Source organism: Bradyrhizobium betae, assembly GCF_050632175.1.
Classification (GTDB): Bacteria; Pseudomonadota; Alphaproteobacteria; order Rhizobiales; family Xanthobacteraceae; genus Bradyrhizobium; species Bradyrhizobium betae_B.
Genome location: NZ_CP192576.1, coordinates 5256174 through 5282893, shown reverse-complemented (window position 1 = coordinate 5282893; position 26720 = coordinate 5256174). Strand labels below are relative to the sequence as shown.

General features: G+C 64.0%; 24 protein-coding genes and 1 pseudogene. 19 read left to right on the top strand and 6 right to left on the bottom strand.

Annotated features, from left to right (window positions below; translation table 11 throughout):
• Positions 1–48: 48 nt before the first annotated feature.
• Positions 49–2178 (bottom strand): acetate--CoA ligase family protein, encoded by a 2130-nt coding sequence (locus ACQ86E_RS25305; RefSeq protein ID WP_431202298.1) that lies wholly within the window; start codon positions 2176–2178, stop codon positions 49–51.
• A gap of 349 nt (positions 2179–2527) precedes the next feature.
• Here ACQ86E_RS25305 and ACQ86E_RS25300 point away from each other — a divergent pair, with 349 nt between their 5' ends.
• The 4 genes from ACQ86E_RS25300 (at position 2528) to ACQ86E_RS25285 (ending at position 6837) form a co-directional block, all read left to right on the top strand.
• The gene (locus ACQ86E_RS25300) at positions 2528–3220 is read left to right on the top strand and encodes a GntR family transcriptional regulator (protein ID WP_431206558.1); all 693 of its coding nucleotides are present in this window, start codon (positions 2528–2530) and stop codon (positions 3218–3220) included.
• 75 nt (positions 3221–3295) lie between these two features.
• Entirely contained in the window at positions 3296–5029 is a 1734-nt protein-coding gene (gene oxc, locus ACQ86E_RS25295; RefSeq protein WP_431202297.1) for an oxalyl-CoA decarboxylase, read from the top strand.
• Positions 5030–5092: 63 nt separating this feature from the next.
• Positions 5093–6370, top strand: a complete 1278-nt coding sequence (gene frc / locus ACQ86E_RS25290) for a formyl-CoA transferase (protein WP_431202296.1) — start codon at positions 5093–5095, stop codon at positions 6368–6370.
• Between the two features lie 284 nt (positions 6371–6654).
• Positions 6655–6837, top strand: a complete 183-nt coding sequence (locus ACQ86E_RS25285) for a hypothetical protein (RefSeq protein WP_431202295.1) — start codon at positions 6655–6657, stop codon at positions 6835–6837.
• Positions 6838–6871: 34 nt separating this feature from the next.
• Here the strand turns inward: ACQ86E_RS25285 and ACQ86E_RS25280 are convergent.
• The 3 genes and pseudogenes from ACQ86E_RS25280 to ACQ86E_RS25270 all read right to left on the bottom strand — a co-directional run bounded on the left by ACQ86E_RS25280 (position 6872) and on the right by ACQ86E_RS25270 (position 7703).
• Positions 6872–7097 (bottom strand): annotated as a pseudogene (locus ACQ86E_RS25280) (hypothetical protein).
• A 54-nt stretch (positions 7098–7151) separates the two neighbouring features.
• A complete protein-coding gene (locus ACQ86E_RS25275) occupies positions 7152–7394 on the bottom strand; it encodes a transcriptional regulator (protein WP_431206557.1) in 243 nt (80 codons plus the stop codon).
• A gap of 99 nt (positions 7395–7493) precedes the next feature.
• A complete protein-coding gene (locus ACQ86E_RS25270; RefSeq protein WP_008134109.1) occupies positions 7494–7703 on the bottom strand; it encodes a cold-shock protein in 210 nt (69 codons plus the stop codon).
• A gap of 380 nt (positions 7704–8083) precedes the next feature.
• Between ACQ86E_RS25270 and ACQ86E_RS25265 the strand changes: the two genes are divergently transcribed.
• Positions 8084–8281, top strand: coding sequence for a hypothetical protein (locus ACQ86E_RS25265; RefSeq protein ID WP_431202294.1), 198 nt, complete (start codon positions 8084–8086; stop codon positions 8279–8281).
• 119 nt (positions 8282–8400) lie between these two features.
• Positions 8401–8844, top strand: coding sequence for an SRPBCC family protein (locus ACQ86E_RS25260; protein ID WP_431202293.1), 444 nt, complete (start codon positions 8401–8403; stop codon positions 8842–8844).
• Positions 8845–8877: 33 nt separating this feature from the next.
• Here the strand turns inward: ACQ86E_RS25260 and ACQ86E_RS25255 are convergent, their stop codons facing one another.
• Positions 8878–10209, bottom strand: coding sequence for an Hsp70 family protein (locus tag ACQ86E_RS25255; protein WP_431202292.1), 1332 nt, complete (start codon positions 10207–10209; stop codon positions 8878–8880).
• A gap of 279 nt (positions 10210–10488) precedes the next feature.
• Here ACQ86E_RS25255 and ACQ86E_RS25250 point away from each other — a divergent pair, with 279 nt between their 5' ends.
• The 11 genes from ACQ86E_RS25250 (at position 10489) to ACQ86E_RS25200 (ending at position 23540) form a co-directional block, all read left to right on the top strand.
• The gene (locus ACQ86E_RS25250) at positions 10489–10626 is read left to right on the top strand and encodes a hypothetical protein (protein ID WP_431202291.1); all 138 of its coding nucleotides are present in this window, start codon (positions 10489–10491) and stop codon (positions 10624–10626) included.
• A 242-nt stretch (positions 10627–10868) separates the two neighbouring features.
• On the top strand, positions 10869–12155 hold the full coding sequence (oxlT, locus tag ACQ86E_RS25245; RefSeq protein ID WP_431202290.1) for an oxalate/formate MFS antiporter: 1287 nt from the start codon (positions 10869–10871) through the stop codon (positions 12153–12155).
• Between the two features lie 266 nt (positions 12156–12421).
• Positions 12422–13738, top strand: a complete 1317-nt coding sequence (gene oxlT / locus ACQ86E_RS25240; RefSeq protein ID WP_431202289.1) for an oxalate/formate MFS antiporter — start codon at positions 12422–12424, stop codon at positions 13736–13738.
• A gap of 179 nt (positions 13739–13917) precedes the next feature.
• Positions 13918–14346, top strand: coding sequence for a CBS domain-containing protein (locus tag ACQ86E_RS25235; protein WP_431206556.1), 429 nt, complete (start codon positions 13918–13920; stop codon positions 14344–14346).
• Between the two features lie 320 nt (positions 14347–14666).
• The gene (locus ACQ86E_RS25230; RefSeq protein WP_431202288.1) at positions 14667–16073 is read left to right on the top strand and encodes a hypothetical protein; all 1407 of its coding nucleotides are present in this window, start codon (positions 14667–14669) and stop codon (positions 16071–16073) included.
• 183 nt (positions 16074–16256) lie between these two features.
• Positions 16257–16457, top strand: coding sequence for a hypothetical protein (locus ACQ86E_RS25225; RefSeq protein ID WP_431202287.1), 201 nt, complete (start codon positions 16257–16259; stop codon positions 16455–16457).
• A gap of 51 nt (positions 16458–16508) precedes the next feature.
• Positions 16509–17159, top strand: a complete 651-nt coding sequence (locus ACQ86E_RS25220) for a hypothetical protein (RefSeq protein WP_431202286.1) — start codon at positions 16509–16511, stop codon at positions 17157–17159.
• Between the two features lie 313 nt (positions 17160–17472).
• Complete coding sequence (locus ACQ86E_RS25215; RefSeq protein ID WP_431202285.1) at positions 17473–18468, top strand: NAD(P)H-dependent flavin oxidoreductase; 996 nt, start codon at positions 17473–17475, stop codon at positions 18466–18468.
• A gap of 25 nt (positions 18469–18493) precedes the next feature.
• A complete protein-coding gene (locus ACQ86E_RS25210; protein WP_431202284.1) occupies positions 18494–19462 on the top strand; it encodes a quinone oxidoreductase family protein in 969 nt (322 codons plus the stop codon).
• Between the two features lie 150 nt (positions 19463–19612).
• Complete coding sequence (locus ACQ86E_RS25205) at positions 19613–20986, top strand: cation-efflux pump (protein WP_431202283.1); 1374 nt, start codon at positions 19613–19615, stop codon at positions 20984–20986.
• Positions 20987–21209: 223 nt separating this feature from the next.
• Positions 21210–23540 carry a PAS domain-containing sensor histidine kinase gene (locus tag ACQ86E_RS25200; RefSeq protein WP_431202282.1) on the top strand — a complete coding sequence of 777 codons (2331 nt, stop codon included), beginning with the start codon at positions 21210–21212 and terminating at the stop codon, positions 23538–23540.
• 3 nt (positions 23541–23543) lie between these two features.
• Here ACQ86E_RS25200 and ACQ86E_RS25195 read toward each other — a convergent pair whose 3' ends face one another.
• Complete coding sequence (locus ACQ86E_RS25195; RefSeq protein WP_431202281.1) at positions 23544–24437, bottom strand: LysR family transcriptional regulator; 894 nt, start codon at positions 24435–24437, stop codon at positions 23544–23546.
• Positions 24438–24661: 224 nt separating this feature from the next.
• Here ACQ86E_RS25195 and ACQ86E_RS25190 point away from each other — a divergent pair, with 224 nt between their 5' ends.
• Positions 24662–25162, top strand: coding sequence for a formate dehydrogenase subunit gamma (locus ACQ86E_RS25190; RefSeq protein WP_431202280.1), 501 nt, complete (start codon positions 24662–24664; stop codon positions 25160–25162).
• Positions 25159–26715 (top strand): formate dehydrogenase beta subunit, encoded by a 1557-nt coding sequence (locus tag ACQ86E_RS25185; RefSeq protein WP_431202279.1) that lies wholly within the window; start codon positions 25159–25161, stop codon positions 26713–26715. Before ACQ86E_RS25190 ends, ACQ86E_RS25185 begins: the two co-directional genes overlap by 4 nt.
• Positions 26716–26720 lie beyond the last annotated feature (5 nt).

The following is a 26720-nucleotide window of genomic DNA, read 5'->3' as shown; positions in this document are numbered from 1 at the left end:
TGATCGCATCGGCCCGGCGGGATTATGTTCGACGCCCCGAGCAGCCGTTCAGAGCAGCCCTGCCCCGCGGGCCCATTTGTACTTGGCGCCGAGCACCTCGACCGGCAGCTCGGTCGAATAGGCGTAGGCCGGGATGCCGTTCTGGTAGAGATATTCGGCGGCCTCCTCGACCTCGACATCGCCGGCAAGCGAGGCGACGATCGGCTTCACGAAGCCCTTGGCCTCCATCTCCTTCTTCACCTCGACCATGTTGCGGGCGAACACCATTGGCGGAGTGACGATGGTGTGCCAGTAGCCGAGGATCAGCGAATGGATGCGCTCGTCCGAGAGGCCAAGCTTCACCGTGTTGACGTAGGTGATCGGCGGCTCGCCGCCGGTGATGTCCACAGGATTTCCGGCCGCGCCGAACGGCGGGATGAACTTGCGGAAGGCAGCATCCAGATCCGGCGGCATCGACATCAGCGACAGGCCGTTGTCGACGCAGGAGTCCGACAGCAGCACGCCCGAGCCGCCCGCACCGGTGATGATCAGGACGTTCTCGCCCTTCGGCGTCGGCAGCACCGGCACGCCGCGGGCGAATTCGAGCAGTTGCCGCAGGCTGCGGGCGCGGATCACGCCGGACTGCGCCAGCACGTCCTCGTAGATCTTGTCGTTACCGGCGAGCGCGCCGGTGTGCGAGGACGCCGCCTTTGCGCCAGCCGATGTGCGGCCGGCCTTCAGCACCACGACGGGCTTCTTCTTGGAGACGCGCTTGGCCGCTTCCGCGAACGCGCGGCCGTCCTTGAGGTCTTCGCAGTGCTGCGCGATCAGATTGGTGTTCGGGTCCTGCTCGAAGAAGGCGAGCAGATCGTCCTCGTCGATATCGGACTTGTTGCCGAGGCCGACGATCGCGGAGACACCCATCTTGGCCGAGCGCGAGAAGCCGATGATGGCCATGCCGATGCCGCCCGACTGCGACGACAGCGCCGCGTGACCCTTGACGTCATAGGCCGTGCAGAACGTCGCGCAGAGATTGGCCGGGGTATAGTAGAAGCCGTAGATGTTCGGACCCATCAGGCGGATGTCGTACTTCTTTCCGATCTCGACGATCTCGGCCTGCAGCTCCGGCGCGCCGGCTTCGGCGAAGCCCGACGGAATCAGAACGGCGCCCGGAATTTTCTTCTCGCCGCATTCGACGAGCGCACCAGCAACGAACTTCGCGGGAATCGCGAACACCGCGGTGTCGATCACGCCCGGCACGTCCTTGACACTCTTGTAGGCCTTGTAGCCGAGAATTTCCGGCGCCTTCGGGTGGATCGGATAGATCTCGCCCTTGTAGCCGCCGTTGATGAGGTTCTTCATCACGGAGTTGCCGATCTTGCCGTCCTCGGCGGAGGCGCCGATCACGGCGACGCCCTTCGGCTGCATGATGCGGCTCATCGCCGCGACGATCTCTTCGGTCGGGCGCGGCTTCGGCTTCGGCACGTAGGCGAAGTCGACGACGATGCGCACGTCGGCGGCGATCGCATTGTTGGCCGTGGCGAACACCGGATTGAGGTCGAGTTCGACGATCTCGGGGAAGTCTGTCACGAGCTGAGAGACCTTGACGATGACATCTGCAAGCGCCGTGCGGTTCACCGGTTCGCCGCCGCGAACGCCCTTGAGAATCTCGTGCGCCTGGATGCCGTCGAGCATCGACAGCGCGTCTTCCTTGGTCGCGGGCGCAAGGCGGAAAGTGATGTCCTTCAGGACTTCGACCAGCACGCCGCCGAGGCCGAAGGCGACCAGCTTGCCGAACGAACCATCGGTGATCGAGCCGACGATGACTTCGGTGCCGCCGGCCAGCATCTGCTGTACCTGGACGCCCTCGATCTTGGCATCAGCCTTATACTTCCTGGCGTTGGAGAGAATGGTCTCGTAAGCCTTCTCGGCATCCTCGGCCGTCTTGAGACCGACGATGACGCCGCCGGCTTCGGTCTTGTGCAGAATGTCCGGCGAGACGATCTTCATGACCACCGGGAAGCCCATCGCGGAGGCCATCTTGCCGGCCTCGCCCGCCGACCTCGCCACGCCCTCCTTCGGCACCGGAATGCCGTAGGCGTCGCAGACCAACTTGCCTTCCGGCGCCGTCAGGCTGGTGCGATTGTCCGCCTTGACCTGGTCAAGCACCTTGCGGACGGCATCTTTGGAATTGGACATGTGGCTTCTCCCTTGACCTCAGTTCGTTCTTTTCAAAGCGCGCGCGTGTTGCGGCCGCCCGTCATGCTTGCCATTCGCCGCGCTCTGTTCCATGTCGCGGAGCAGAAGTGGCATAAAGCCAAGGCACCTCCGCCGCTTTGGATCAAAAATGGCGAACGATGGCATTTGGTATGCCAGAAGCCAATTTGTCAAGCTGATGCACTGCTTGGAATACCGTAAAAAATAGGCAGCTTGACATTCTGGCATTTGGTATGCCAAAAACTTTCCCGTTAATATTCCTGTAAAAGACGACTCCCACTGGAGGAGATTCGTCGTGTCACTGCGGAAACCAACCAAGGCGTTGCCGAACATGGCCGAGGCAGATATCGCAATCGTTCGTATTGCCCCGGAGAGCAGCTTCAAGAACAAGGCGTATGATGCCTTGAAGGAAGCCATCCTCAAGATGGACATCTACTCGACGCCCGAGCCGGTCATGCTCGACGAGCGCGCGTTGTCCGAACGCCTGGGTGTCAGCCGTACCCCGATCCGCGAAGCCATCGCGATGCTCGAGCAGGACGGTTTCGTGAAGACCGTTCCGCGACGCGGCATCATGGTGGTGCGCCGGACCAAGAGCGAGATCGTCGACATGATCCGCGCCTGGGCTGCGCTGGAGAGCATGGCGGCACGCCTCATCACCACCACCGCGCGCAAGAAGGACATCACGGCGCTGCGCGATTACTTCAAGGACTTCGACAAGGACCGCCTGCCCGAGGATCACGTCGAGGAATATTCGCGCGCCAACATCGCCTTCCATCAGGCGCTGATCTCGCTGTCGGAATCGCCTGTGCTGGTCGATCTCACCAACGATCTGCTGCTGCACGTGCGCGGCTATCGCCAACTGACCATCGGCCGCAAGGACCGCACCGCGACCTCCCTGCCCGAGCATCTCGGCATGATCGAAGCGCTGGAAGCGCGCGACACCGAACTCGCCGAGAAGCGCGCCCGCGACCACACCCTTGGACTTGCCGCTTACGTCGAAGCGCACGGCCAGGAACTCTTCTGACAACGTCCGCCAGAAGGGCGAAACATTCGCCCAAGAAGCCTGAAACAGCGCATTGAGACCAGGGAGACAAGGCCCATGCTGAACACCGCGACCAAGTCCGAAGCACCGGGCACCGAGCAGGAACTGACGGATGGTTTTCATCTCGTCATCGACGCGCTCAAGCTGAACGGCATCAACACCATCTATAATGTGCCGGGCATCCCGATCACGGATTTGGGCCGCATGGCGCAGGCCGCCGGCATTCGTGTGATCTCCTTCCGCCACGAGCAGAACGCCGGTTACGCCGCCGGCATTGCCGGCTATCTCACCAAGAAGCCCGGCGTCTGCCTCACGGTGTCCGCGCCCGGCTTCCTCAACGGTCTCACCGCGCTCGCGCACGCCACCACCAATTGCTACCCGATGATCCTGGTCTCGGGCTCGTCCGAGCGCGAGGTCGTCGACCTCCAGCAGGGCGACTACGAGGAAATGGACCAGCTCGCGATCGCGAAGCCCCTGTGCAAGGCGGCTTATCGCGTGCTGCACGCCCAGGATATCGGCATCGGCTTCGCCCGCGCCATCCGCGCCGCCGTCTCGGGCCGTCCGGGCGGCGTCTATCTCGACCTGCCGGCCAAGCTGTTCGGCCAGGTGATGAACGCCGAGGCCGGCCGGAAATCGCTGGTCAAGGTGATCGATGCGGCGCCCGCGCAGATCCCCTCGCCCGCTTCGGTCAAGCGCGCACTTGATGTCTTGAAAGCCGCAAAACGTCCGCTGATCATTCTCGGCAAGGGTGCCGCCTACGCGCAGGCCGACGAGGAGATCAAGACCTTCGTCGAAAAGAGCGGCGTGCCGTTCCTTCCCATGAGCATGGCCAAAGGCCTCCTCCCCGACACGCATCCGCAATGCGCCGGTGCGGCCCGCTCGACCGTGCTGAAAGAATCCGACGTCGTGATGCTGATCGGCGCGCGGCTGAACTGGCTGCTCTCGCACGGCAAGGGCAAGAGCTGGGGCGAAGCGCCCAAGAAGTTCATCCAGGTCGACATCGAACCGCGTGAGATGGATTCCAACGTCGAGATCGTCGCGCCCGTGGTCGGCGACATCGGCTCGGTCGTCTCCGCCTTCAACCAGTCGATCGCGACGGGTTGGACCGCGCCGCCGGCTGAATGGACCAAGGCGATCGTGTCAAAACGCGACGAGAACGTCGCCAAGATGGCGCCGAAGCTCATGAACAACAAGTCGCCGATGGACTATCACGGCGCGCTCGGCGTGTTGAAGAATGTGATCAAGGATCATCCCGAAGCGATCCTCGTCAACGAGGGCGCCAACACGCTCGATCTCGCCCGCGGCGTCATCGACATGTACCGCCCGCGCAAGCGTCTCGACGTCGGAACCTGGGGTGTGATGGGCATCGGCATGGGTCAGGCGATCGCGGCCGCGCTCGAGACCGGACATCCCGTGCTCGCGGTGGAAGGCGACAGCGCGTTCGGCTTCTCCGGCATGGAGGTCGAGACCATCTGCCGCTACAATCTGCCGATCTGCGTCGTCATCTTCAACAATGACGGCATCTATCGCGGTACCGACGTCAACAGCGTCAACGCCGATCCGGCGACGACGGTGTTCGTCAAGGGTGCGCGCTACGACAAGATGATGGAGGCCTTCGGCGGCGTCGGCGTGAACGCGACCTCGCCCGACGAGCTCAAGCGCGCCGTCAACGAAGCGATGGCCTCGGGCAAGCCGACGCTCATCAACGCGGTGATCGATCCGGCCGCTGGCTCGGAGAGCGGCCGCATCGGCAATCTCAATCCGCAGAGCGTTCTGCAGAAGAAGAAGTAAGTCCTCCCCTTCAACCTATATTCCCTGCCGGGTGCAGGGGCAGACAGAGTACGGAGCAACACGATGACCAAGGCGCTCGAGGGCGTTCGCATTCTCGATTTCACCCATGTCCAGTCAGGACCGACCTGCACGCAGCTGCTCGCCTGGTTCGGCGCCGACGTGATCAAGGTGGAACGTCCGGGTGTGGGTGACATCACCCGCGGCCAGTTGCAGGACATCCCGAACGTGGACAGCCTGTATTTCACCATGCTCAACCACAACAAGCGTTCGATCACGCTCGACACCAAGAACCCCAAGGGCAAGGAAGTCCTCACCGAGCTCATCAAGAAGTGCGACGTGCTGGTCGAGAATTTCGGCCCCGGCGTGCTCGACCGCATGGGCTTCCCCTGGGAGAAGATCCAGGCGATCAATCCGAAGATGATCGTCGCCTCGATCAAGGGTTTTGGCCCCGGCCCCTACGAGGACTGCAAGGTCTACGAGAACGTCGCGCAGTGCACAGGCGGCGCCGCCTCCACCACCGGCTTCCGCGACGGTCTTCCGCTCGTCACCGGCGCGCAGATCGGCGACAGCGGCACCGGCCTGCATCTGGCGCTCGGCATCGTCACCGCGCTCTATCATCGCACCCACTCGGGCAAGGGCCAGCGCGTCACGGCGGCGATGCAGGACGGCGTGCTCAACCTCTCGCGCGTCAAGCTGCGCGACCAGCAGCGCCTCGAGCGCGGTCCGCTCAAAGAGTACAGCCAGTTCGGCGAAGGCATTCCGTTTGGCGATGCCGTGCCGCGCGCCGGCAACGATTCCGGCGGTGGCCAGCCCGGCCGCATCCTCAAGTGCAAGGGTTTTGAGACCGATCCCAACGCCTACATCTACTTCATCACCCAGGCCCCGGTCTGGGAGAAGATCTGCGACGTGATCGGCGAGCCGACCTGGAAGACCGATCCGAACTACGCCAAGCCGGCGGCCCGCCTGCCGCGCCTGAACGAGATCTTCGGCCGCATCGAGCAGTGGACGATGACGAAGACCAAGTTCGAGGCGATGGAAATCCTCAACAAGGACGACATCCCCTGCGGCCCGATCCTGTCGATGAAGGAGCTTGCCGAGGACCAGTCGCTGCGCGCGACCGGCACGGTGGTCGAGGTCGACCACCCCACCCGCGGCAAGTATCTCTCGGTCGGTAACCCGATCAAGCTGTCGGATTCCCCAAGCGACGTCGAACGCTCCCCGCTGCTCGGCGAGCACACCGACGAGATCTTGCGCAGCGTGCTCGGCTTCAGCGACAACCAGGTCGCCGAGATCCACAAGTCCGGTGCACTCGACCCGCCGCAGAAGCAGGCCGCCGAGTAAGCGGATCGACCATCGACACGAAGGGCCGCCGGTTTCGGCGGCCCTTTTGTTGGACCAAGACGGCCAGCACTTCTCGATAGAGCAACGCCAGCCCAAGCCTCGGCTTTAGGAACTAAAACTGCTACAGGTCGTTGTCCGTTCGCCGGTGCGCTCTCGGAAATGTCAGCCGCACAGTGAGCGACTCAGACTCGCAAAACGCCTGCCCAGCCATCAAGAAGTGATCGCCCGAGAGGAGCGGCCCGGCGAAAGCTGCGGCGCCGCCCGTCGATCAAGTCGAGGACGACATGTCGAAAGATCAATCCGCCGATCGCGCCAAGCGCGAAGCCGACAAGGTGTTCAAACCTGTCGAGACGCATAAGCCGATCAACGACTATGCGAGGGATCAGAACTCGTTCAACGAGAACCGCGAGCGCCTGAAGGCAGAGCGATTGGCCCGCGAGGCCAAGCCGGAAAGCGGCTCCGAATAGACGCGTTCCGAAGGCGTTGCCTTGGGACCGAGGCCTAGAGCATCGAAAGCACGACGATCCCGTCCTCGAGCTCGCCTGACGCGAGCCGTATCCGCGCAATACGCTCGAACTCCGTCCGGTATTTCTGGAGATAGCTGAAGGCCTGCTTCTGGGTCCGAAAATTGGTGGCCAGCCGGCACGTTCTGTCGACCCGCACCCAGTGCGAGAAAAAAGATGATCGTGCCGCCGCCATCCGGCTTGATCCTAGGCACGATCTGCAATCTCTGGCATCCGACCGGCCCTTCTGGATTGATCGTCAGCGCTATCGAGCGCGACTATTGCGGCGATTTCTTCGCGCGTTTCTTTGGCACGGCAGCCGGCAACGATGCGCGAGCAGCAGCATCGGCAATTTCCTTGGCCTCACGCAACTCGCGAAGCCGCGCCATGTTTTTGCGGACGTCGAAAGACTGCCGCTCGGCATCCGCCATCGCCTTCGCCCCCTCTTCGGCCGCAGCGCGTTGACGCTCGGAACGCGCGATGCCTTCGGGTGACGGGCCGGCCGATCTCTTGGTGCTCATCATCCACCCTGTTCGGCAACGGACAAAACCCGCTCAATCCTTACGATCGAGCGGGTCGCATGGCCGCTTCAGTACATCCGTGAAACGGCACTGGAGAGCTTAAGCCAGCGAGAGATTCTCAGCGCTGACCTTGCCCCGCATCTTGTCGGTCTTGGCCTCGAAGTTGACCTTCTGGCCCTCGGCGAGACCCGCAAGACCAGCCCGCTCGACTGCGCTGATGTGAACGAACACATCGTTGCCGCCGTCGTCGGGCTGAATGAATCCAAAGCCCTTCTGGCCGTTAAACCACTTCACTGTACCTGTCGGCATTTCTCTTCTCCAAAGCGCACATGCGCGCATTCCGCATGACTCTCTCGCGGAATCGATTCAATTCGTCGATGTCGATGGAAAAGGAGCCCGCGGGCGCATTCAACAAGGCACAGCGGCTGAACGAACACCCATAAAGTATACCTCCCCGGCGTTACTTGCAAGGCTTGCCGAGACTTAATTGCCGCGGGGTCTCGGCCGAGCAGGTTCAAGACAGACTTGCCGAGCGGCATCTGCGCCCCGGTCGGGCTGGCAACGTATCCTTTTGGACAGACCTGACGCCGGTTTCACGTTAGGATTTGTCATCACCGCCCGGCATGTGGCTTTTATCGGTGATGAGAACGCCAATTGCGCTCCCGCCTCATCAGTAAGGGAGATGCGCCATGGAACGGCGTCGTTTCACGCAGACTGAAACCCTCAACCAGATGCTCACGCAGGAAGTCGAACGTTTACGCCAGGAGATGCGCACGCTTCCGCCAGGTCGTCGTCGCGAGTTGCTGCTGCGAAGGGTCCGACAGGACGAGACCGCCATCCGGATCGATGCATGGATCGACTCCCCGGGGCTGAGAGCGCCGACCTGACGCAGCCTTTCGCATAACTTGAGACGCCCTGTCGGATCGGCAGCGCCTCGATCGTCCTAGGGACATGAACGGGCCGTCGACGCCAATGTCGTGCCCATCAAGCCACAGGGATGATCACCATGCCGAACACTGTCCGCCTGCACCGCGTTCTCTCGACCAGCCCGGAGAAACTCTATCGCGCCTTCGTCGAAGCGGACGCGCTGTCGAAATGGCTGCCGCCGAACGGCTTCACCTGCACCGTGCATCATCTTGAGCCGAAGGTCGGCGGCACGTTCAAGATGTCGTTCCGCAACTTCACGACAGGGGCCGGCCATTCATTCGGCGGTGAATATCTCGAGCTCGTTCCCGGCGAGCGGCTGCGCTACACCGACAGGTTCGACGATCCCAACCTGCCCGGCGAGATCCAGGTGACCGTGATCCTGAAGAGGGTCTCCGTGGGCACCGAGCTTGATATCACCCAGGCCGGCATCCCGGACGTCATTCCCGTCGAAGCCTGCTATCTCGGCTGGCAGGAATCGCTGCGGAATCTGGCAAGGCTCGTCGAGCCCGAGATCAATCAATAATGTCCAGACGGCGCGGGCGTCGGACCGCCGAGGTTACGCGCCCGCGCTCGACCCGGTCCCTCCGCCTGCGGTCCAGCGATCGGGATCGGAACTGTGCCCGATCAGCGCGAGACCGTAGGCGATCGATTCGAACTGGTCGCCCGACATCAATCGTTCGTTGCCGAACCGGTCGGCGAACAGTTTTCGGACGGCGGGCACGAACGAGGTCCCGCCGGTCAGGAACACTTTCTCGATTTCGCGTGCGGTGATGCCGGCCTCGGCCAACACCTTGTCGACGGTGGCGCCGAGCCGCGCGACGTCGTCGGCAATCCAGGAATCGAAGTCCTTCCGCGTGATGGTGGAACCGATGTCGACGCCGCCGCCCTTGAAGCGGAAGTCGACTTCGTCCTTTGCCGAAAGCGCGACCTTGGCATCCGACACAGCTCGATAAAGTGAAAAGCCGAGATCGAGATCGACGATGGTGATGAAATCCTCGAGCAGCTCCGGTTTCAGCGCGCTGCGCGCGAGGTCCCGAAGCTCGCGCAGATCGCCATTGCTCTTCATCATCGCGAGCTGATGCCAGCGTGCAAGGTTGGTGTAGTGGCCGCTGGGAACCGGCAGCACCTTGTCGAACGAACGGAAGCTGGAGCCCTTGCCCAGCCGCGGCGAGACGACGTGGTCGACGATGCGGTAGTCGAACGTGTCGCCCGCAATGCCGATGCCGGCATGGCCGAGGGGCTCGGCGCGCAAATTCCCGCCCGTGCGCGAGAAACGCATCACCGAGAAATCGCTGGTGCCACCGCCGAAATCCGCGACCAGCACGGTTGCGTCGCGCTCCAGCCGGCGCGCGAAGGAGAATGCCGCGCCGACGGGCTCGTAGACATAGCGCGCGTGGCCGGCGCCAAGACGCTCGAACGCGGCCCGGTAGCGCTGCATCGCCAGCGCCTCGTCGGGATTGCCGCCGGCAAAGCGCACGGGCCGGCCGACCGTGATGGTGGAGGCCTCGAAGCCGAATTTGTCGCCGCCATGTCGCACCAGTGTCCGCAGGAACGCCGCCAGAATGTCCTCGAACTTGAAGCGCTGCCGGAACACCTGCGTTGTGTTGAAGCTGCTGCTCGCGGCAAAGGTCTTGAAGGACTGGAGGAAGCGGTAGACATGGCGTCCTTCCAGGAAAGTTTCGATCGCCCACGGGCCGCCTTCGGCCTGGGCGCCGGCTCCCGGCCGGTCCTCCCAGAAGCACAGGGCCGAGACATAGGTGCTGTGCCGCTGGCCGCCATGGTCGAAGCGGATGGCCTCGACCCGGCGGTCATCCGCCGCGATCGCAACGACCGTATTGCTGGTCCCGAAATCGATGCCGATCGAGACAGCGGACGAAGCGCTCGACATGAACCACTCTGACGCTTGATTGGAAAAGGGGGCAGACCACTAACGGCTTTGAGCTGCCCTGCCAAGGTCGGATTGTGCACCGCGGCCGTCAACCCGCGGGGATTCGACGGCGTTTGGGCTATTTATAATAGGAGCGGCCACTTTAACGCATCATTATGCTGCAATGCGGGAGCGCGTATGCTGCCATGCGATGGCATGCATGGACACTGGCATCTGGCATACGTACATTGCCCTTCGAAATGAGACAGCAATACTGACTGTCTTGAGAAAGGAATTCCGATGTCCAAAACCGCTTCCGTCGCCCTCGACCCATCCTCCTCGCTGTTCGCCCGCTTCATGGCCGCGGTGGACCGCTTCCTGATGGCGAGTGCCGAGATCTCCAATCACAACGGCGACCTGCCCCGCTTCGGTCTGTAAGCTGCGCCTCCCGCGTCACGAGCCCGACGCAGCGGTTTCAGAACCGTTGATATGCTACTTTTGATGAATGGCCCCGTATGACGGGGCCATTTCTATTTGCGTTGTCCGATTCACGCCGGGGCTGAAAAGGTCCTGCGGCATTTGCGCACGGTGGGCGGACCAGCGCTTGAACGTTGGCATAATGAATACAAGAATGCCCCTCCAGCGCTCGCAGAACAATGAGAGGCGCTACGGGAGGCTTTATGACGGACATGGTGCAGGCAACGGCCCCTACAGCCGCGCGCGTGAGCGATGCTTATCGCTGGGCGCAATTGGCGGTCGGCGTCGCCGCAATGGTGATGATCGCCAATTATCAATACGGCTGGACGTTCTTCGTCCCCGACATCCAGAAGAAATTCGGCTGGGATCGCGCCTCGATCCAGTGGGCCTTCACGCTGTTTGTGCTGTTCGAGACCTGGCTGGTGCCGGTCGAAGGCTGGTTCGTCGATAAATACGGCCCGCGCCTCGTCGTGCTCATCGGGGGCATTCTCTGCGCCATCGGCTGGGCGATCAACGCGCAAGCCACCACGCTCAACGGCTATTATCTCGGCATGATCGTCGCGGGCATCGGTGCCGGCGGCGTTTATGGCACCTGCGTCGGCAATGCGCTGAAATGGTTTCCGGACAAGCGCGGTCTCGCCGCGGGCATCACCGCCGCGGGCTTCGGTGCAGGCTCTGCGCTGACTGTCGCGCCGATCCAGGCCATGATCAAGGACAGTGGCTTCCAGACTACCTTCCTCTATTTCGGTCTCGGGCAAGGCATCATCATCTGCATCCTCGCCTTCTTCCTGCTGGCGCCGAAAGCAGGTCAGGTGCCGAACGTCGTGGCGAATGCCAAGCTGCTGCAGACTCGCCGCAACTATCAACCGACCGAGGTGCTGCGTCAGCCGATCTTCTGGCTGATGTACTTCATGTTCGTGATCGTCGGCGCCGGCGGCCTGATGGTGACGGCGAATTTGAAGCCGATCGCCGCCGACTGGAAGGTCGACAACGTGCCGGTCACGTTGATGGCGGTGACCATGACGGCGGTGACCTTCGCGGCCACGATCGACCGCGTGCTCAACGGCCTGACGCGGCCGTTCTTCGGCTGGATCTCCGACATGATCGGCCGCGAGAACACGATGTTCATCGCCTTCGGCATGGAGGGATTCGGCATCTGGATGCTCTATCTCTGGGGCCACGATCCCATCTGGTTCGTGCTGCTCTCGGGCTTCGTGTTCTTTGCCTGGGGTGAAATCTACTCGCTGTTCCCCTCGACCTGCACCGACACGTTCGGCGCCAAGTTCGCGACCACCAATGCGGGCCTGCTCTACACCGCAAAGGGCACCGCCGCGCTGCTGGTCCCGATCGCCAACTACATGCAGCAATCGTCGGGCACCTGGGACAGCGTGTTCATCATCGCGGCCGGCGCCAACATCCTGGCTTCGCTGCTGGCGATTGCGGTGCTGAAACCCTGGCGCAAGATCGTGGTCGCGAAATCGACGATCTGACGCGCGCGACCCCGCTCCAACGTCACGCGAAGACGCCCGGCCTCACGGCCGGGCGTTTTCGTTGGCCTGAGGCTTTTCCGAGTCCGGCCAATCCGAACGGACCCTGGCATTTTTGCTGCGTCGCGGCGCGAGATAGGGCTTGCCTTCTGGAATATGGTATACCAATCTGCCAGCAGCGCTTGCGACGATAAGCCACAACATTTGCGACACCGGGTCATCTTGTAAATCCCACGTCGCAGCTAACCAGGCGCGTTGGGAGGTTGTCGATGATTTCCAGCACGGATGGCGCCGTGACCGCTGCGCCGCTTCGCACAGGTTTCCGTTGGCTGCAGCTCGCCATGGGCATCGTCTGCATGGCGATGATCGCCAATCTGCAATACGGCTGGACGCTGTTCGTCGATCCGATCAACGCGGCCCACCATTGGGGACGCGCCGCGATCCAGCTCGCCTTCACCGTCTTCGTCGTCACAGAGACCTGGCTGGTGCCGGTCGAAGCCTGGTTCGTCGACAAATACGGTCCGCGCCTCGTCATCATGTTCGGCGGTATCATGATCGCGCTGTCCTGGGTGCTTAACTCCTACGCTGACTCGCTCACCCTGCTCTACATCGCGGCCGTCATCGGCGGCATCGGCGCGGGCGCGGTGTACGGCACCTGCGTCGGCAACGCGCTGAAGTGGTTTCCAGACCGCCGCGGCCTCGCCGCCGGCGCGACTGCCGCAGGCTTCGGCGCGGGCGCAGCCCTCACCGTCGTGCCGATCGCGACCATGATCGCAACGAGCGGCTATCAGCACGCGTTCCTCACCTTCGGCATCGGCCAGGGCGTGATCGTGTTCGTGCTCGCCTTCTTCATCCAGCCGCCGCGGATCTCGATCCCGCCGAAGAAGAAGCAGCTCAATCTGCCGCAGACCAGGATCGACTTCACACCGCCGCAGGTGCTGCGCGCCCCTATTTTCTGGGTGATGTACCTCGTCTTCGTCATGGTCGCGTCCGGCGGCCTGATGACCGCGGCGCAGATCGCGCCGATCGCGCACGACTTCAAGATCGCCGACACGCCGGTGACCCTCGCCGGCTTCCAGATGGCGGCCTTGACCTTCGCGATCTCGCTCGACCGCATCTTCGACGGCTTCGGCCGCCCGTTCTTCGGCTTCGTCTCCGACAATATCGGCCGCGAGAACACCATGTTCATCGCCTTCGGCACGGCGGCACTGATGCTGCTGACGCTATCGGCCTACGGTCACGTCCCCGTTGTCTTCGTGCTCGCGACCGCGGTTTATTTCGGCGTGTTCGGCGAGATCTACTCGCTGTTCCCCGCAACCTGCGGCGACACTTTCGGCTCGAAATACGCGACCACCAACAACGGCATGCTCTACACCGCGAAGGGCACGGCATCCCTGCTCGTCCCGCTCGCGAGCGTGATCTCGGCCGCCTATGGCTGGAAGGCCGTATTCGTGGTCGCGGTGGCACTGAACGCGACGGCGGCATTGATGGCGCTGTTCGTGATCAAGCCGCTGCGCCGCTCCTTCATCCTCGGCAAGGAAGCCGAGAGCGCCACCTCCGCAACCGGCAACGCCAAGACGGCGTAAGTCGCCGCACGACAATGCACGATCGCGAAAGGGGCGCAGCGATGCGCCCCTTCTTTTCGTCCCGACGAGAAATGTCAGCAGTCCTGCCGCAAGATTCTTCGGATCAGCCAAATCGACCGCTTGACGCTTGGTATTATGTATACCAAACTCGGTCCATCATTCACCCCACGGAGGTTGCAATGCTGGTCGGAGACATTCTGCGCAAGAAGACACCGCGCGTTGTCACGGTGCGAATGAACGAAACGGTGGGGATCGCCGCCAAGCTGATGCGCGCCAACAATATCAGCGCGCTGGTGGTCAAGGATGTGGTCCGCTCCGAGGGCAACACCGCCGTCGGCATGTTCACCGAGCGCGACGTGGTGCGCGCCATCGCCGAACACGGCGCGAACGGCATCAACGTCAAGGTCTCCCAGCTCGTTTCCGTGCAGCAGCTTGTCTCCTGCACCTCCTCGGACACGATCGAGCACGTCCGTCACCTGATGAACCGCAATCACATCCGGCACCTGCCCGTGATCGACGATTACAGCCTCGTCTCCGTCATCAGCATGCGCGACATCGCCGCTGCCGTTGACGAAGCCATCAATGGTGCGCCGCAAGCGGCAGCCTGAAGCCGCGTCGCGCTGAACTACAGCTCCGGAAAGTCGCGCCCCTCTCCCGCTTGCTTGCGGGAGAGGCCGCATCGAGGGTGCCCGCAAGGACGGCGCACCGAGGACGATCCACGGCATCGGCGCTGAACCAACGCGGTGCCGTAAGGCGCGCCAAAACGCCCGGAAAATCCGGCAGGGACCGCCGGGCCATCAACTGATCGACTGACGCAGCCTGTCGCAGAGGCCGCCCCGGGAAACACCGCGCGACCCACCCCTTGATCTCGGTTCCGCTCTCCAATAGCAACTATGGCGATAATGTGTGCCGGCGTGAGGAATTCACGATGTGGCTTTTCTTCCTGGTTGCCTGGTTTGTCCTGCTGGCCGCCATCGCGTTCCTCGCCCAGCAGGCATTTGGTTACGACGTTGCCCACCTGCCCGCCCTGTTTGCGGGCCTGCCAATGCCACAGCGCATCGCGACAGGCGCGATCCTGGCCGTGGCCCTGGCGCTGATTGGCGCCTCCGTCTGGCGGCTGTCGCGCCAGGACCGCCGCCTCAGCACGCTGCGCGACCGCCTCAGGAAGACCCGGGAAGACGTCGTCGTCGCCCACGCCCTGCAAAATCACCTCGATGCCACCGTCCAGCACCTGATCGAGAGCGACCCCCGCGAGGCGGTTTCCGCCCTTCACGACAAGCTGGGCGAGATCGAGCAGCGGGCACTGCTCCAGCAGGGCCGCAATGAATCCACCGACATGCAGGACCAACTCGCCGAAATCCGCCGCCGCCAGCAGGCGCTGCGGGAGACGGTCGGCAAGGTCGCCGATCAGCGCCGCGCGGTCGAGCCTGTCTTCACCGAGATCCGCGACCGCCAGAACCAGCTCGAACGCGCACTGCTCGACCTCGAGACCGACGACCGCAAAAACAATCTCGCCGACCGTCTCAAGGACATCACGCGCGACATGACCACGCTGCTATCGCGGGTAAACGCGGTCCAGGAGACGTTTGCCACCCTGAATCAGTACAAGGAAGATCTGGCGAAATCCCACGCCGAGCTGGTGCCGCTGCGCGCGACGGACACCGGCATCAACGCCCTGATCGGCGAGCTCGGGCTCAGCCACGATCGCTTGGCGAAGAACATCGACGATCTCGAGACCGGCGGCGAAGCGCCGCTCGGCACCCGCGTCGAGACGCTGTCGAAGAACAAGATCGAGATCGAGCAGCGCCTTGCGCGCATCGATGATAGCTTCAACATCCTCAAGGCTGTCAGCCTCGACTTCGAGGAGCTGGCCCAGCGCCGGGCCCAGCTCGAACGCTCGCTCGCCGATGTCGAAACCGATTCCGACGGCAGATCCCTTGCGGATCGCCAGAACGCGCTGAGCGATTTCGTCGTCCAGTCGCGCCAGCGTCTCGGCGCGTTGCAGCAGACGCTCGTCACGCTGAACGCCTTCAAGGCGGAGCTGTCGAAATCGCAGGCCGACCTCGTCCCGCTGAAGGCCCCGGTGTTCGGCATCGAGGCCATGATCGCCGAGGTCAGCGCCACCCGCGACCTCCTCGCCAGGACCGTCGGCGAGATCGAGGCGAACGGCGATGTCACCCTCACCTCACGCCTCGACGCGTTGACCAGGAGCAAGCGCGAGGTCGAGGACCGGCTTACCCGCATCTTCGACAATTTCAACGCGCTCGATGCCTTGCGCAAAGACATCGGTGGCATCTTCTCGACGATCCGCAACAGCCTGAACCGGATCGGGTGAATTTGCTGCGAGGATGAGTAGAGCGCATTTCCGAAACATCCGGACACATCACATTTTCGCGCACCCGACAGATGCCGCCAACAGGTCGCGCCGATGCCGCAACTTGGACGCATTCCGCCGCCCTTCTGTGAGGCGTGTCTGGGGGCACGGCGCTGCCGTGTTTGGACCAAACCTTCTAGGGGTATGACTGTGAAGAAGATTGTATTTGTTCTGGGTGCCACCTTTGCTCTGGTGACGGTTGCGAACGCTGCGGATCTACCGCGCCGGCAGCCCGTGCCGGTCTATGGAGAGCAGGCACCGATCGGCAAGATGCCGATTGGCAAGAGCCCGGTCGGAAAGGCCCCGATCGGCAAGGCGCCCGGCCCGGTCGTCTCGCGCTACTGATCAGCGGAATCGCTGCATCCGTTTGAACGGCCGACCATCGAGGGGCATCGCGTGACGAACAAAACTGATCGATCGGGACCTTGCATCCTTGCAGGGTTTGCTCTTGCGGCAATGCTCGCATGCACGACGCCCCCGGCCTCGGCCCATGAAGCGAACAAGCGCGTTGCCGATGCCAACGCGCTTGCCACGACCGACACCGCGTCACGCTCCGCACCGCCATCGACGCGGCGGGCGATGGCGCGCACGGAGAAAGGCCCCTACTACGTCGACTTCCGCGCGCGGACGGCGGCGAGCTGGGGCCACGCTTTCGTCTGGTACGGCAAGACCAGCGAACGCGCCGTCGAAGTGGCGGGCCTCACGCCCGCCGGCGACACCTGGGCCTACGTGCTCGGCCACCTCACCTGGGTGCCCTCCGAGACCGGCGCGAGCTACGGCGATCTCGATCCGGACTATCTCACCGCGAGCTACCGGGTTTATCTGAACGAAGCCGACGCCAAACGCGTGTTCGCATATATCAGGAAATTGCAGGCGAGCTCGCCGGTCTGGAACGCCGAGACCACCAACTGCACCGGCTTCATCGGCGACATCGCCGAATACATGGGATTGAAGGTCCCTTACCGCTGGCAACGCCCGGAAAACTTCGTCAACAGCCTGAAAGACATGAACGGTGGCCGCCAGATGGTGCGGCTGTCGGCGGAGTAGCCAAGGCCTTGTAGCCCGGATGGAGCGAAGCGAAATCCGGGACGGACTCGTTTGTTGCACGACCTACCCGGATTGCGCTTCGCTCCATCCGGGCTACGAGACCTCACCATCACCTCCACCGTCATTGCGAAGCAATGACAGCGCCCTAGCGATGGCCTCGCCCCCCAATTATCCGCCCCGCGGAATCTCCTCGCTCTCCGCATGACACCCCGCCCCTACCGCGCACCCCCGCAATAGACTTTTCCCGACCCGGGCGGCATCCTGCCGCCATCAACCGACAATAGAGCCTGCGGGCCACCCAGGGGGAAACATCATGTTGCAGACACGGTTCACCAGGCTCGTCGGCGTCGAGCACCCCATCGTCCAGGGCGGCATGCAATGGGTCGGGCGGGCCGAGCTGGTCGCCGCCGTTGCCAATGCCGGCGCGCTCGGCTTCATCACGGCACTGACCCAGCCGACGCCTGAGGACCTGAGGAAAGAAATCGCGCGCTGCCGCGACCTCACCGACAAGCCGTTCGGCGTCAACCTCACCATCCTGCCGGCGATCAAGCCGCCGCCCTACGCCGAATACCGTGCCGCCATCATCGAGAGCGGCATCACGGTGGTCGAGACCGCCGGCAACAAGCCGCAGGAACATGTCGACGAGTTCAAAAAGCACGGCGTCAAGGTCGTGCACAAATGCACCAGCGTCCGCCACGCGCTCTCGGCCGAGCGCATGGGCGTCGACGCCATCTCGATCGACGGGTTCGAATGCGCCGGCCATCCCGGCGAGGACGACACCCCCGGCCTGATCCTGATCCCGGCGGCGGCCAACAAGATCAAGATTCCGATGATCGCCTCGGGCGGCTTTGCCGACGCCCGCGGCCTGGTCGCCGCACTGGCGCTGGGAGCCGAGGGCATCAACATGGGCACCCGCTTCATGGCCACCAAAGAGAGCCCGATCCACCAGCTCATCAAGGAGAAGATCGTCGCCAACGACGAGCGCGAGACCGAGCTGATCTTCCGCACCATGCGCAACACCTCGCGCGTCGCCAGGAACGCGATCTCGACCAAGGTCGTTGCAATGGAGAAGGAAGGCGCCAGGTTCGAGGACATCCGCGAGCTCGTTGCGGGTGCCCGCGGCAAGATGGTCTATGCCACCGGCGATTCCGACGAAGGCATCTGGTCGGCCGGCCAGGTGCAGGGCCTGATCCAGGACATCCCGAGCTGCGCCGAGCTCGTCTCCCGCATCGTGCGTGAGGCGGAGGCCATCATCCGCAGCCGCCTCGAGAGCATGATCGTTCATCCGACAGCACAAGCTGCGGAATAATCACTGCAAGAAGCGAGAGTCATTCATGAAGGCTTACGTCTACGGCGCTGACGGCGCTCGGATTTCCGACATCGCTCAACCAAAACCTTTGGGCACGCAGGTGCTGGTGCGCGTCCGCGCCTGCGGACTGAACCGCGCCGACACCGGCATGCGCAAGGGCCACGCCCACGGCGCGGCCGGCGGCGCCGGCACCGTCCTCGGCATGGAATGGGCCGGCGAAGTTGCCGAGCTTGGACCCGATGCGAAAGGCGTGAAGGTCGGCGACCGCATCATGGGCTCGGGCGGCGCGGCGTTCGCCGAATACACGCTGGCCGATCACGGCCGGCTGTTCCGCGCACCCTCGAACATGAATTTCGAAGAGGCCGCCACCCTCCCCGTCGCGCTCGCGACCATGCACAATGCCGTCGTCACCGTCGGCGGCGTGCAGCCGGGCCAGAGCGTGCTGATCCAGGGCGCCAGCTCCGGCGTCGGCCTGATGGCGATGCAAATCGCCAGGCTCAAGGGCGCCAGGCTCGTGATCGGCTCGTCGACCGATGCCTATCGCCGCGGCCGGCTGAAGGACTACGGCGCCGACCTCGCGATCGACTCCTCCGACCCCAAATGGGTCGACGAGGTCCTGAAGGCGAGCGGCGGCGAAGGCGTCGATCTCATCGTCGACCAGGTCTCCGGCCCGGTCGCCAACCAGAACCTGGCCGCGACGAAGGTCCTCGGCCGGATCGTCAATGTCGGCCGGCTCGGCGGCACCCATGCCGACTTCAACTTCGACCTGCATGCCGCCCGCCGCATCAGCTATATCGGCGTCACCTTCCGCACCCGCACCATCGAGGAGGTCCGCGAGATCTTCGACGAAGTCCGCAAGGACATCTGGGGCGCGGTGGAGTCGCGCAAGCTGCAACTCCCGATCGACAAGGTGTACGCGTTCGACGACATCGACCAGGCCTTCGCACACATGGAGGCGAACAAGCACCTGGGGAAGATTGTCGTGACGATGTGAGGGAGCGGAGGAAGAATAGCATAGCCCCCACTCCCTCCCCTCGTCATGGCCGGGCATGACGGAGCCGATAAAACCGCTCCTGCAACTCACTAGCGACTACGACTGGGATCGTCGCTTGATGTTCGGCCATGGACTGCTAAATCCCCCGCCATGACATCCCAGCACAGCAAGACCTCGGTCGCCGCGATCTCGATCTTCGTGAGCGGCGGCATGGCGGCGGCCAAGTTCGCGGTCGGAATCGCGATCGGCTCGCTCGCGCTGATCTCCGAAGCCCTGCACTCCTCGGTCGACCTGATCGCGACCATCATCACCTGGGCAGTGGTGCGGGTCTCCGACAAGCCGGCGGACGACGAGCACCATTACGGCCACGGCAAGCTGGAGAGCATTTCCGCGCTCGGCGTCACCGCCCTGCTCTACGTGCTGGCCGGCGGCATCCTGGTGGAGTCCTATAGCCGGCTGCGCGAGGGAACCCCGCCGCCGACCATTTCGGCCGTGCCGTTCGTGGTGCTGGTGATCGACATCGTCGTCAATTTCTGGCGCGCCCGCGCGCTGCACCGTGCCGCGCGCGAGACCGGGAGCCAGGCGCTCGCGGCCGATGCGCTCCACTTCGCCTCGGATGTCATGGGCTCGTTCGCTGTGATCGCGGGCCTTATCCTCGCCGCCCTCGGTTTCTGGTGGGGCGACGCGGCGGCTGCCGCCGCGGTTGCCGTGATGATCGCCCTGCTCGGCCTGCGCATGGCCGGCTCGACCGTGCAGACGCTGGTCGACCGTGCGCCGGAAGGCGCGCAGGAGAAGGCCACGGCCGCGATCCGCAGCGTCCCCGGCGTGATCGACGTCGAGCGGCTGCGGGTGCGCATGGTCGGGGCGACCACCTTCATCGACACCATCGCCAAGGTGCCGCGGACCTATCCGATCGACCGCGTCGAGGAGATCAAGCGCAAGGCGCAGGCGGCCGTCGACACGGCCTTCGGCGATACAGACCTCACCTTCACCGCGGTCCCCGTTGCGCGCGACAACGAAACCGTGCGCGACCGCATCATGGTGATCGCGCACAATTCGGGCCTGGCCGTCCACCACGTCACGGTCCACGACCTGAGCGGCAAGCTGATCGTCAGCATCGACCTGGAGGTCGACGCCCGGATGCAGCTCGACGCCGCCCATGACGTCGCCAACACACTGGAGCGGAACATCCAGGAGGAGTTCGGCGCTGACGTCGAGGTCGACGTCCATATCGAGCCGCTGGAACCGGAACTACCGTTCGGCGTCGATGCCGCGCCGGAACGAGTGCAGACCATTGCCGCCGCGCTCACCGAATATGCCGCCGGCGGCGAGATCCACGACATTCATAACGTGCGCGTGCGCGACACCGAGGGCGGCGAGATCGTCAACTTCCACTGCCGCGCCACCCCGTCGATGAGCGTGATCAGGGTGCACGAGCATGTCGACGCGATCGAGCGCAAGCTGCGCCGCGCCTTCCCAAGCGTGAAGCGGGTCATCAGCCACGCCGAGCCGCCGCGCGCGTGATGCGGAAAGATCGAGAGTCACACGTTCTCGTTTCGGACTCACCGCGCACGTCGATTTACGGACGCAGGACGCGCGAACTCTCCGTTGGATAAGAATAATTTCGCGTTAACGTTTCGTTGACTCTCGACAGCCTGCGGAAAGTGGATTCAAATCGCCTTGATTCGAAAGTGATGTGGGGCTGCTTTCAGATCGAGTCGCAGCAAGTTTCCCGGGGGCTAAAGGCATGGCGCGTGCAGACGCCGCGAACGCGTGCGTCCAATCCGATTCGATCAAGGGATTGGCGCAATCGATCGCGAAACCTGCCTATCATCGGCTCCTGATCGCGGAGCCGGCGCTGCGCCGCGCCGTGCCGACGCTCATCATCGCGTTCCTGATCACGATCTGCCTCGGTGCATTCGTGCAGGTCGTCGATCAGACGCGCCAGAAGCGGCTGGTGATCCGCCACGACATCTCGGCCCTGGCCGACCTGCTCGCTGAGCGCCTCGACCGCCTGACGTCGTCCCGGCAAGAGCGGCTGAAGAACATCGACAATCTGCCGGCGCTGCTGCCCGATCTCATCCCGACCTGGGGCACGGCCTCCGGCCGCCATGTCATCGTCACCTCGGCCGGCATCGACCGCCGCATCCTCGCCCGCATTCCCGCCGACAACGATCCTTCGGGCAACGACCGCCTGCTCGACGCGATCACGACGGCGCAAATGCTGGCGGCACCGCCGCGCGACAACACCATCTCCGACATGACGTTGCCGAACGGCAGCGCCGCGATGGCGACCTCGCGGCAGATCAAGTCGCTGCCGGGCCTCGTCACCGTGATCCAGGAGCGCAACGAGCCGATCTGGGGCTCGGACGCCGCGCTCTCGGTGACGCTGTCGGCAACTACCGGTTTCGTCGTGCTGATCCTCGGCTTCGCCTTCCACTGGCAGTCGACCCGCGCCCGCGAGGGCGACCTCATCAACGACGCCGTGCGCGGCCGCATCGACACCGCGCTCAACCGCGGCCGCTGCGGCCTGTGGGACTGGGACCTGTCGCGCGGTCGTATCTTCTGGTCACAATCGATGTTCTCGATGCTCGGCCTCGACGGCCGCAACGAGCTCCTGACCTTCGGTGAGGTCAATGCGCTGGTGAAGTCCGACGACATCGACCTGTTCGAGATCGCTGATCAGTTGATCTCCGAGAAGATCGACCATATCGACCAGACCTTCCGCATGCAGCATGTCGACGGCCACTGGATCTGGCTCCGCGTCCGCTGCGAGAAGACGCGCGGAGCGAATGATTCCAGCGTGCACCTGATCGGGATCGCGGTCGACATCACCGAGCAGAAGAGCCTCGCCGAGCGGACCGTCGAAGCCGACCTGCGGCTGCGCGACGCCATCGAGACCATTCCGGAAGCGTTCGTGCTTTGGGATGCGAGCGATCGCCTGGTGCTCTGCAACTCGCACTTCCAGCGCCTGCACAAGCTGCCCGACTCGGCCGTCATCCCCGGCACCTCCTACGAGACCGTGCTCGAAGTCGGCCGCATGCCGGAGGTGCGCACCCGCCACAACGAGACCGGCGTCCAAGGTCCGGGCGCGCGCACCTTCGAGGCGCAGCTCGACGACAGCAGCTGGCTGCACATCAGCGAGCGCCGCACCAAGGACGGTGGCTACGTCTCGGTCGGTACCGACATCACCCGGATCAAGGAGCACGAGCAGAAGCTGGTCGACAACGATCTGCGCCTGCGTGCCACCGTCATCGACCTGAAACGTTCGCAGGCGGCCCTCGAGCGCCAGACCAACGAGCTGGCCGATCTCGCCGAGAAATACCAGCGCGAGAAGACCCGCGCCGAGGAAGCCAACCAGACCAAATCGAAGTTCCTCGCCAATATGAGCCACGAGCTGCGCACGCCGCTCAACGCCATCATCGGCTTCTCCGAGATCATGGGAAGCGGCATGTTCGGCGAGCTCGGCAGCGAGAAGTACCAGGAATATTGCCACGACATCCTGACCAGCGGCCACTACCTGCTCGAGGTCATCAACGACATCCTCGACATGTCCAAGATCGAAGCCGGCCGCATGAAGCTCGACATGGAAGAGCTCGACCTAGCACAGACGCTGGCGGAATCCCTGCGGGTCGTCACCGGCCGTGCCCAGGACAAGAATCTGACGCTCGACGCAGATATCGAGACATCCATCTCGGTCGTCGCCGACCGCCGCGCCACCAAGCAGATCATCGTCAATCTGCTCTCCAACGCGGTGAAGTTCACCCCCGACGGCGGCCGCATCGTGGTGCGCAGCCGGCAGCTCGACGACAGGATCGTGCTGATGATCGCCGATACCGGAATCGGAATCGCGCAGCATTCGCTGGCCCGGCTCGGCCGCCCGTTCGAGCAGGTCGAGAGCCAGCTCACCAAGACCTATCACGGCTCCGGCCTGGGACTCGCGATCGCCCGTTCGCTGGCGCAGCTCCACGGCGGCTCGATGCGGCTGCGGTCCAAGCTCGAGGTTGGCACCGTCGTGCGCGTGACCCTGCCGCGCGATGCCAAGAAGGCGGCGACGGGGGTCTCGGTCGCGGCCTGAACCCTACGATTGCAGCGACGGCGCAACTTCACGCGCGACATTGACCAGCGCGGCGATCAGCGGCGTCATCGGATCGCGCTGCGGGATCACCATGCCGATGCTGTAATTGACGTCGGGATCGGTGATCGGGATCGAACGCACCGTGTCGGACAGGCCGAGCGTCTCGGCCAGCTTGGCCGGCATCACGCTCGCCCAGCGTCCGGTCTTCACATGCGTGAACAGCACGAGCAGCGAGTTCGACGTCAAGGTCGGCGTCGCCTCCGCGCCGACCGAGCGCAATGCGCGGTCGATGATGCGGCGGTTCTGCATGTCGGGCGTGAGCAGGCACAGCGGCACCTGCCCGACTTCCTTCCACGTCACTGTCTCGCGATCACCGAACATCCCGTCCGGCGCGGTCAGGAGGCGATAACTCTCGTTGTAGAGCGGGATGGTGCGCACCTTCCCGATCGGCTCGTTCTCGATATAGGTCAGCCCCGCATCGACCTCGAGATTTTCGAGCAGCCCCAGCACCTCCGATGAGGTGGTGGACTGGATGCGGAAGCGCACCTCGGGGTGGCGGGCGCGGAACGGCGTCGTCAGCGCGGCGACCATGCCAAGCACGGTCGGGATCGCGGCGATACGGATCTCGCCGGAGAGCTGGTGCTTCAGCCCGTTGATCTCGTCACGCATCGCGCGGGCATCGCCCACGATCCGCCGCGCCCAGTCCAGCGCCCGCTCACCTTCAGGCGTAAAGCCCTGAAAGCGTGAGCCGCGCTGGACCAGCATCACGCCGAGGATCTCCTCGAGCTGCTTCAGCCCGGTCGACATGGTCGGCTGCGTCACGCCGCAGACCTCGGCCGCGCGTCCGAAATGCCGCTCTTTCGCCAGCGCCAGCAGCAGTTCAAGCTTGTCGATCAACCGGACGTCCCCTCGGGTTTTGTCGTGGCATGCAAGCTAGCACGACCTATCCCGGCCAACACGCGAAAACCGCCCCGCAGAACGGTGTCGATTGCAATTTCGTATCGTTCGATTGTGATCGCAAATCGATCTGAATTCGCAATCGCCGCATGAGACAGCTTTATTGATCTTCGAACGATTCCAAATAGTTTGTGAGGAAGGGACGCTCAATCTGAGAACGAAGAATGACAACGGTTTACGAGCCTTCGCACGAGCCTTGGAACGAGCCTTGGGACGAAACGCGCGGCGCCGAGATCATCGCCGAACATTCCAAACAGGAAGGCGCAACGCTGGTCGTTCTGCACGCCCTTCAGGAGGCGTTCGGCTATGTGCCGGAGGCCGCCATTCCCATGGTCGCGCAGGCGCTGAATCTGTCGCGCGCCGAGGTGCATGGCGTGGTCACGTTCTATCATGATTTCAGGCACAAGCCGGCCGGCCGCCACGTGCTGAAACTGTGCCGCGCAGAGGCCTGTCAGGCCGCGGGCGGGGATGCGCTGGCGGCGCGCGCGGAAGCAAAGCTCGGCGTGCCGCTCGGCAACACGACCGCCGACGATCGCGTCACGCTGGAGCCGATCTACTGCCTCGGCCTGTGCGCGACCGCGCCATCGGCGATGCTCGACGGCCGCCTCGTTGGCCGGCTCGACGAGAAGCGCCTCGATGCGCTGGTTGCGGAGGCCCAGCGATGAGCATGCGTCTATTCGTCTCACGCGATGCCGGTGCGATTGCCGTCGGAGCCGACGAGGTTGCGATTGCGCTGCAGCAGGCCGCGGCCAAGCGCGGCGTTGCGGTCGAGATCGTCAGAACCGGCTCGCGCGGGCTGTACTGGCTGGAGCCGCTGGTCGAGATTGCGACACCGCAGGGCCGGATCGCCTTCGGCCCCGTGACCGAGGCCGATGTCCCCTCGCTGCTCGACGCGCTCGCGAGCAATACCCCGCATCTGCTGCGGCTCGGCGCAACCGACGAGATTCCCTGGCTGAAGCGCCAGACCCGCCTCACCTTCGCCCGCTGCGGCGTGATCGACCCACGCTCGCTCGACGACTACCGAGACCATGGCGGCTACAAGGGCCTGGAGCGCGCCCTGTCGCTTGGCTCCGACGCGATCCTCAACGAAGTGACGGCGTCCGGCCTGCGCGGCCGCGGCGGCGCGGGCTTCCCAACCGGCATCAAGTGGAAGACGGTCGCGCAAGCCAAGGCCGACCGCAAATTCATCGTCTGCAATGCCGACGAGGGCGACAGCGGCACTTTCGCCGACCGCATGATCATGGAGGGCGATCCCTTCCTGGTCATCGAGGGCATGACGATCGCAGGCATCACCGTCGGCGCAACCAAAGGCTACATCTACACCCGCAGCGAATATCCGCATGCGATCGAGGCGATGAAGGCCGCCATCACGGCGGCCCGGCGCGGCGGTTATCTCGGCAGCAAGATCGGCGGGTCCACCTACGATTTCGATCTCGAAGTGCGCGTCGGCGCCGGCGCCTATGTCTGCGGCGAGGAGACGTCGCTGCTTGAGAGCCTCGAAGGCCGCCGCGGCATCGTGCGCGCCAAGCCGCCGCTCCCGGCCCATCACGGCCTGTTCGGCAAGCCGACCGCGATCAACAACATCCTGTCGCTGGCCGCGATCCCCTTCATCCTCGCCGAGGGCGCCAAGGCCTACGCCGATTACGGCATGGGCTGTTCGCGCGGCACGATGCCGATCCAACTCGCCGGCAATCTCCGCTACGGCGGGCTGTTCGAGACGGCGTTCGGCGTCACGCTTGGCGAACTCGTCGACGATATCGGCGGCGGCACGTTCACGGGCCGTCCGGTTCGCGCGGTGCAAGTCGGCGGCCCGCTCGGCGCCTATTTCCCTCGCGCCCTGTTTGACACGCCGTTCGACTACGAAGCCTTCGCCGCACGCGACGGCCTGATCGGCCATGGCGGCATCGTCGTGTTCGACGACAGCGTCGACATGCGCAAGCAGGCGCGCTTCGCGATGGAATTCTGCGCCATCGAATCCTGCGGCAAGTGCACGCCCTGCCGGATCGGCTCGACCCGCGGTGTCGAGACGATCGAGAAGATCATCCGCGGCGAGCGCGTCAGCGAGAACCTCGCGCTGGTCGAGGACCTCTGCAACACCATGAAATTCGGCTCGCTCTGCGCGCTCGGCGGTTTCACGCCCTACCCCGTGCTCAGCGCGTTGAGGCACTTCCGGGAGGATTTCGTCCCGGCGCCAACCACGCTTCAGGCCGCGGAATAGGAGAG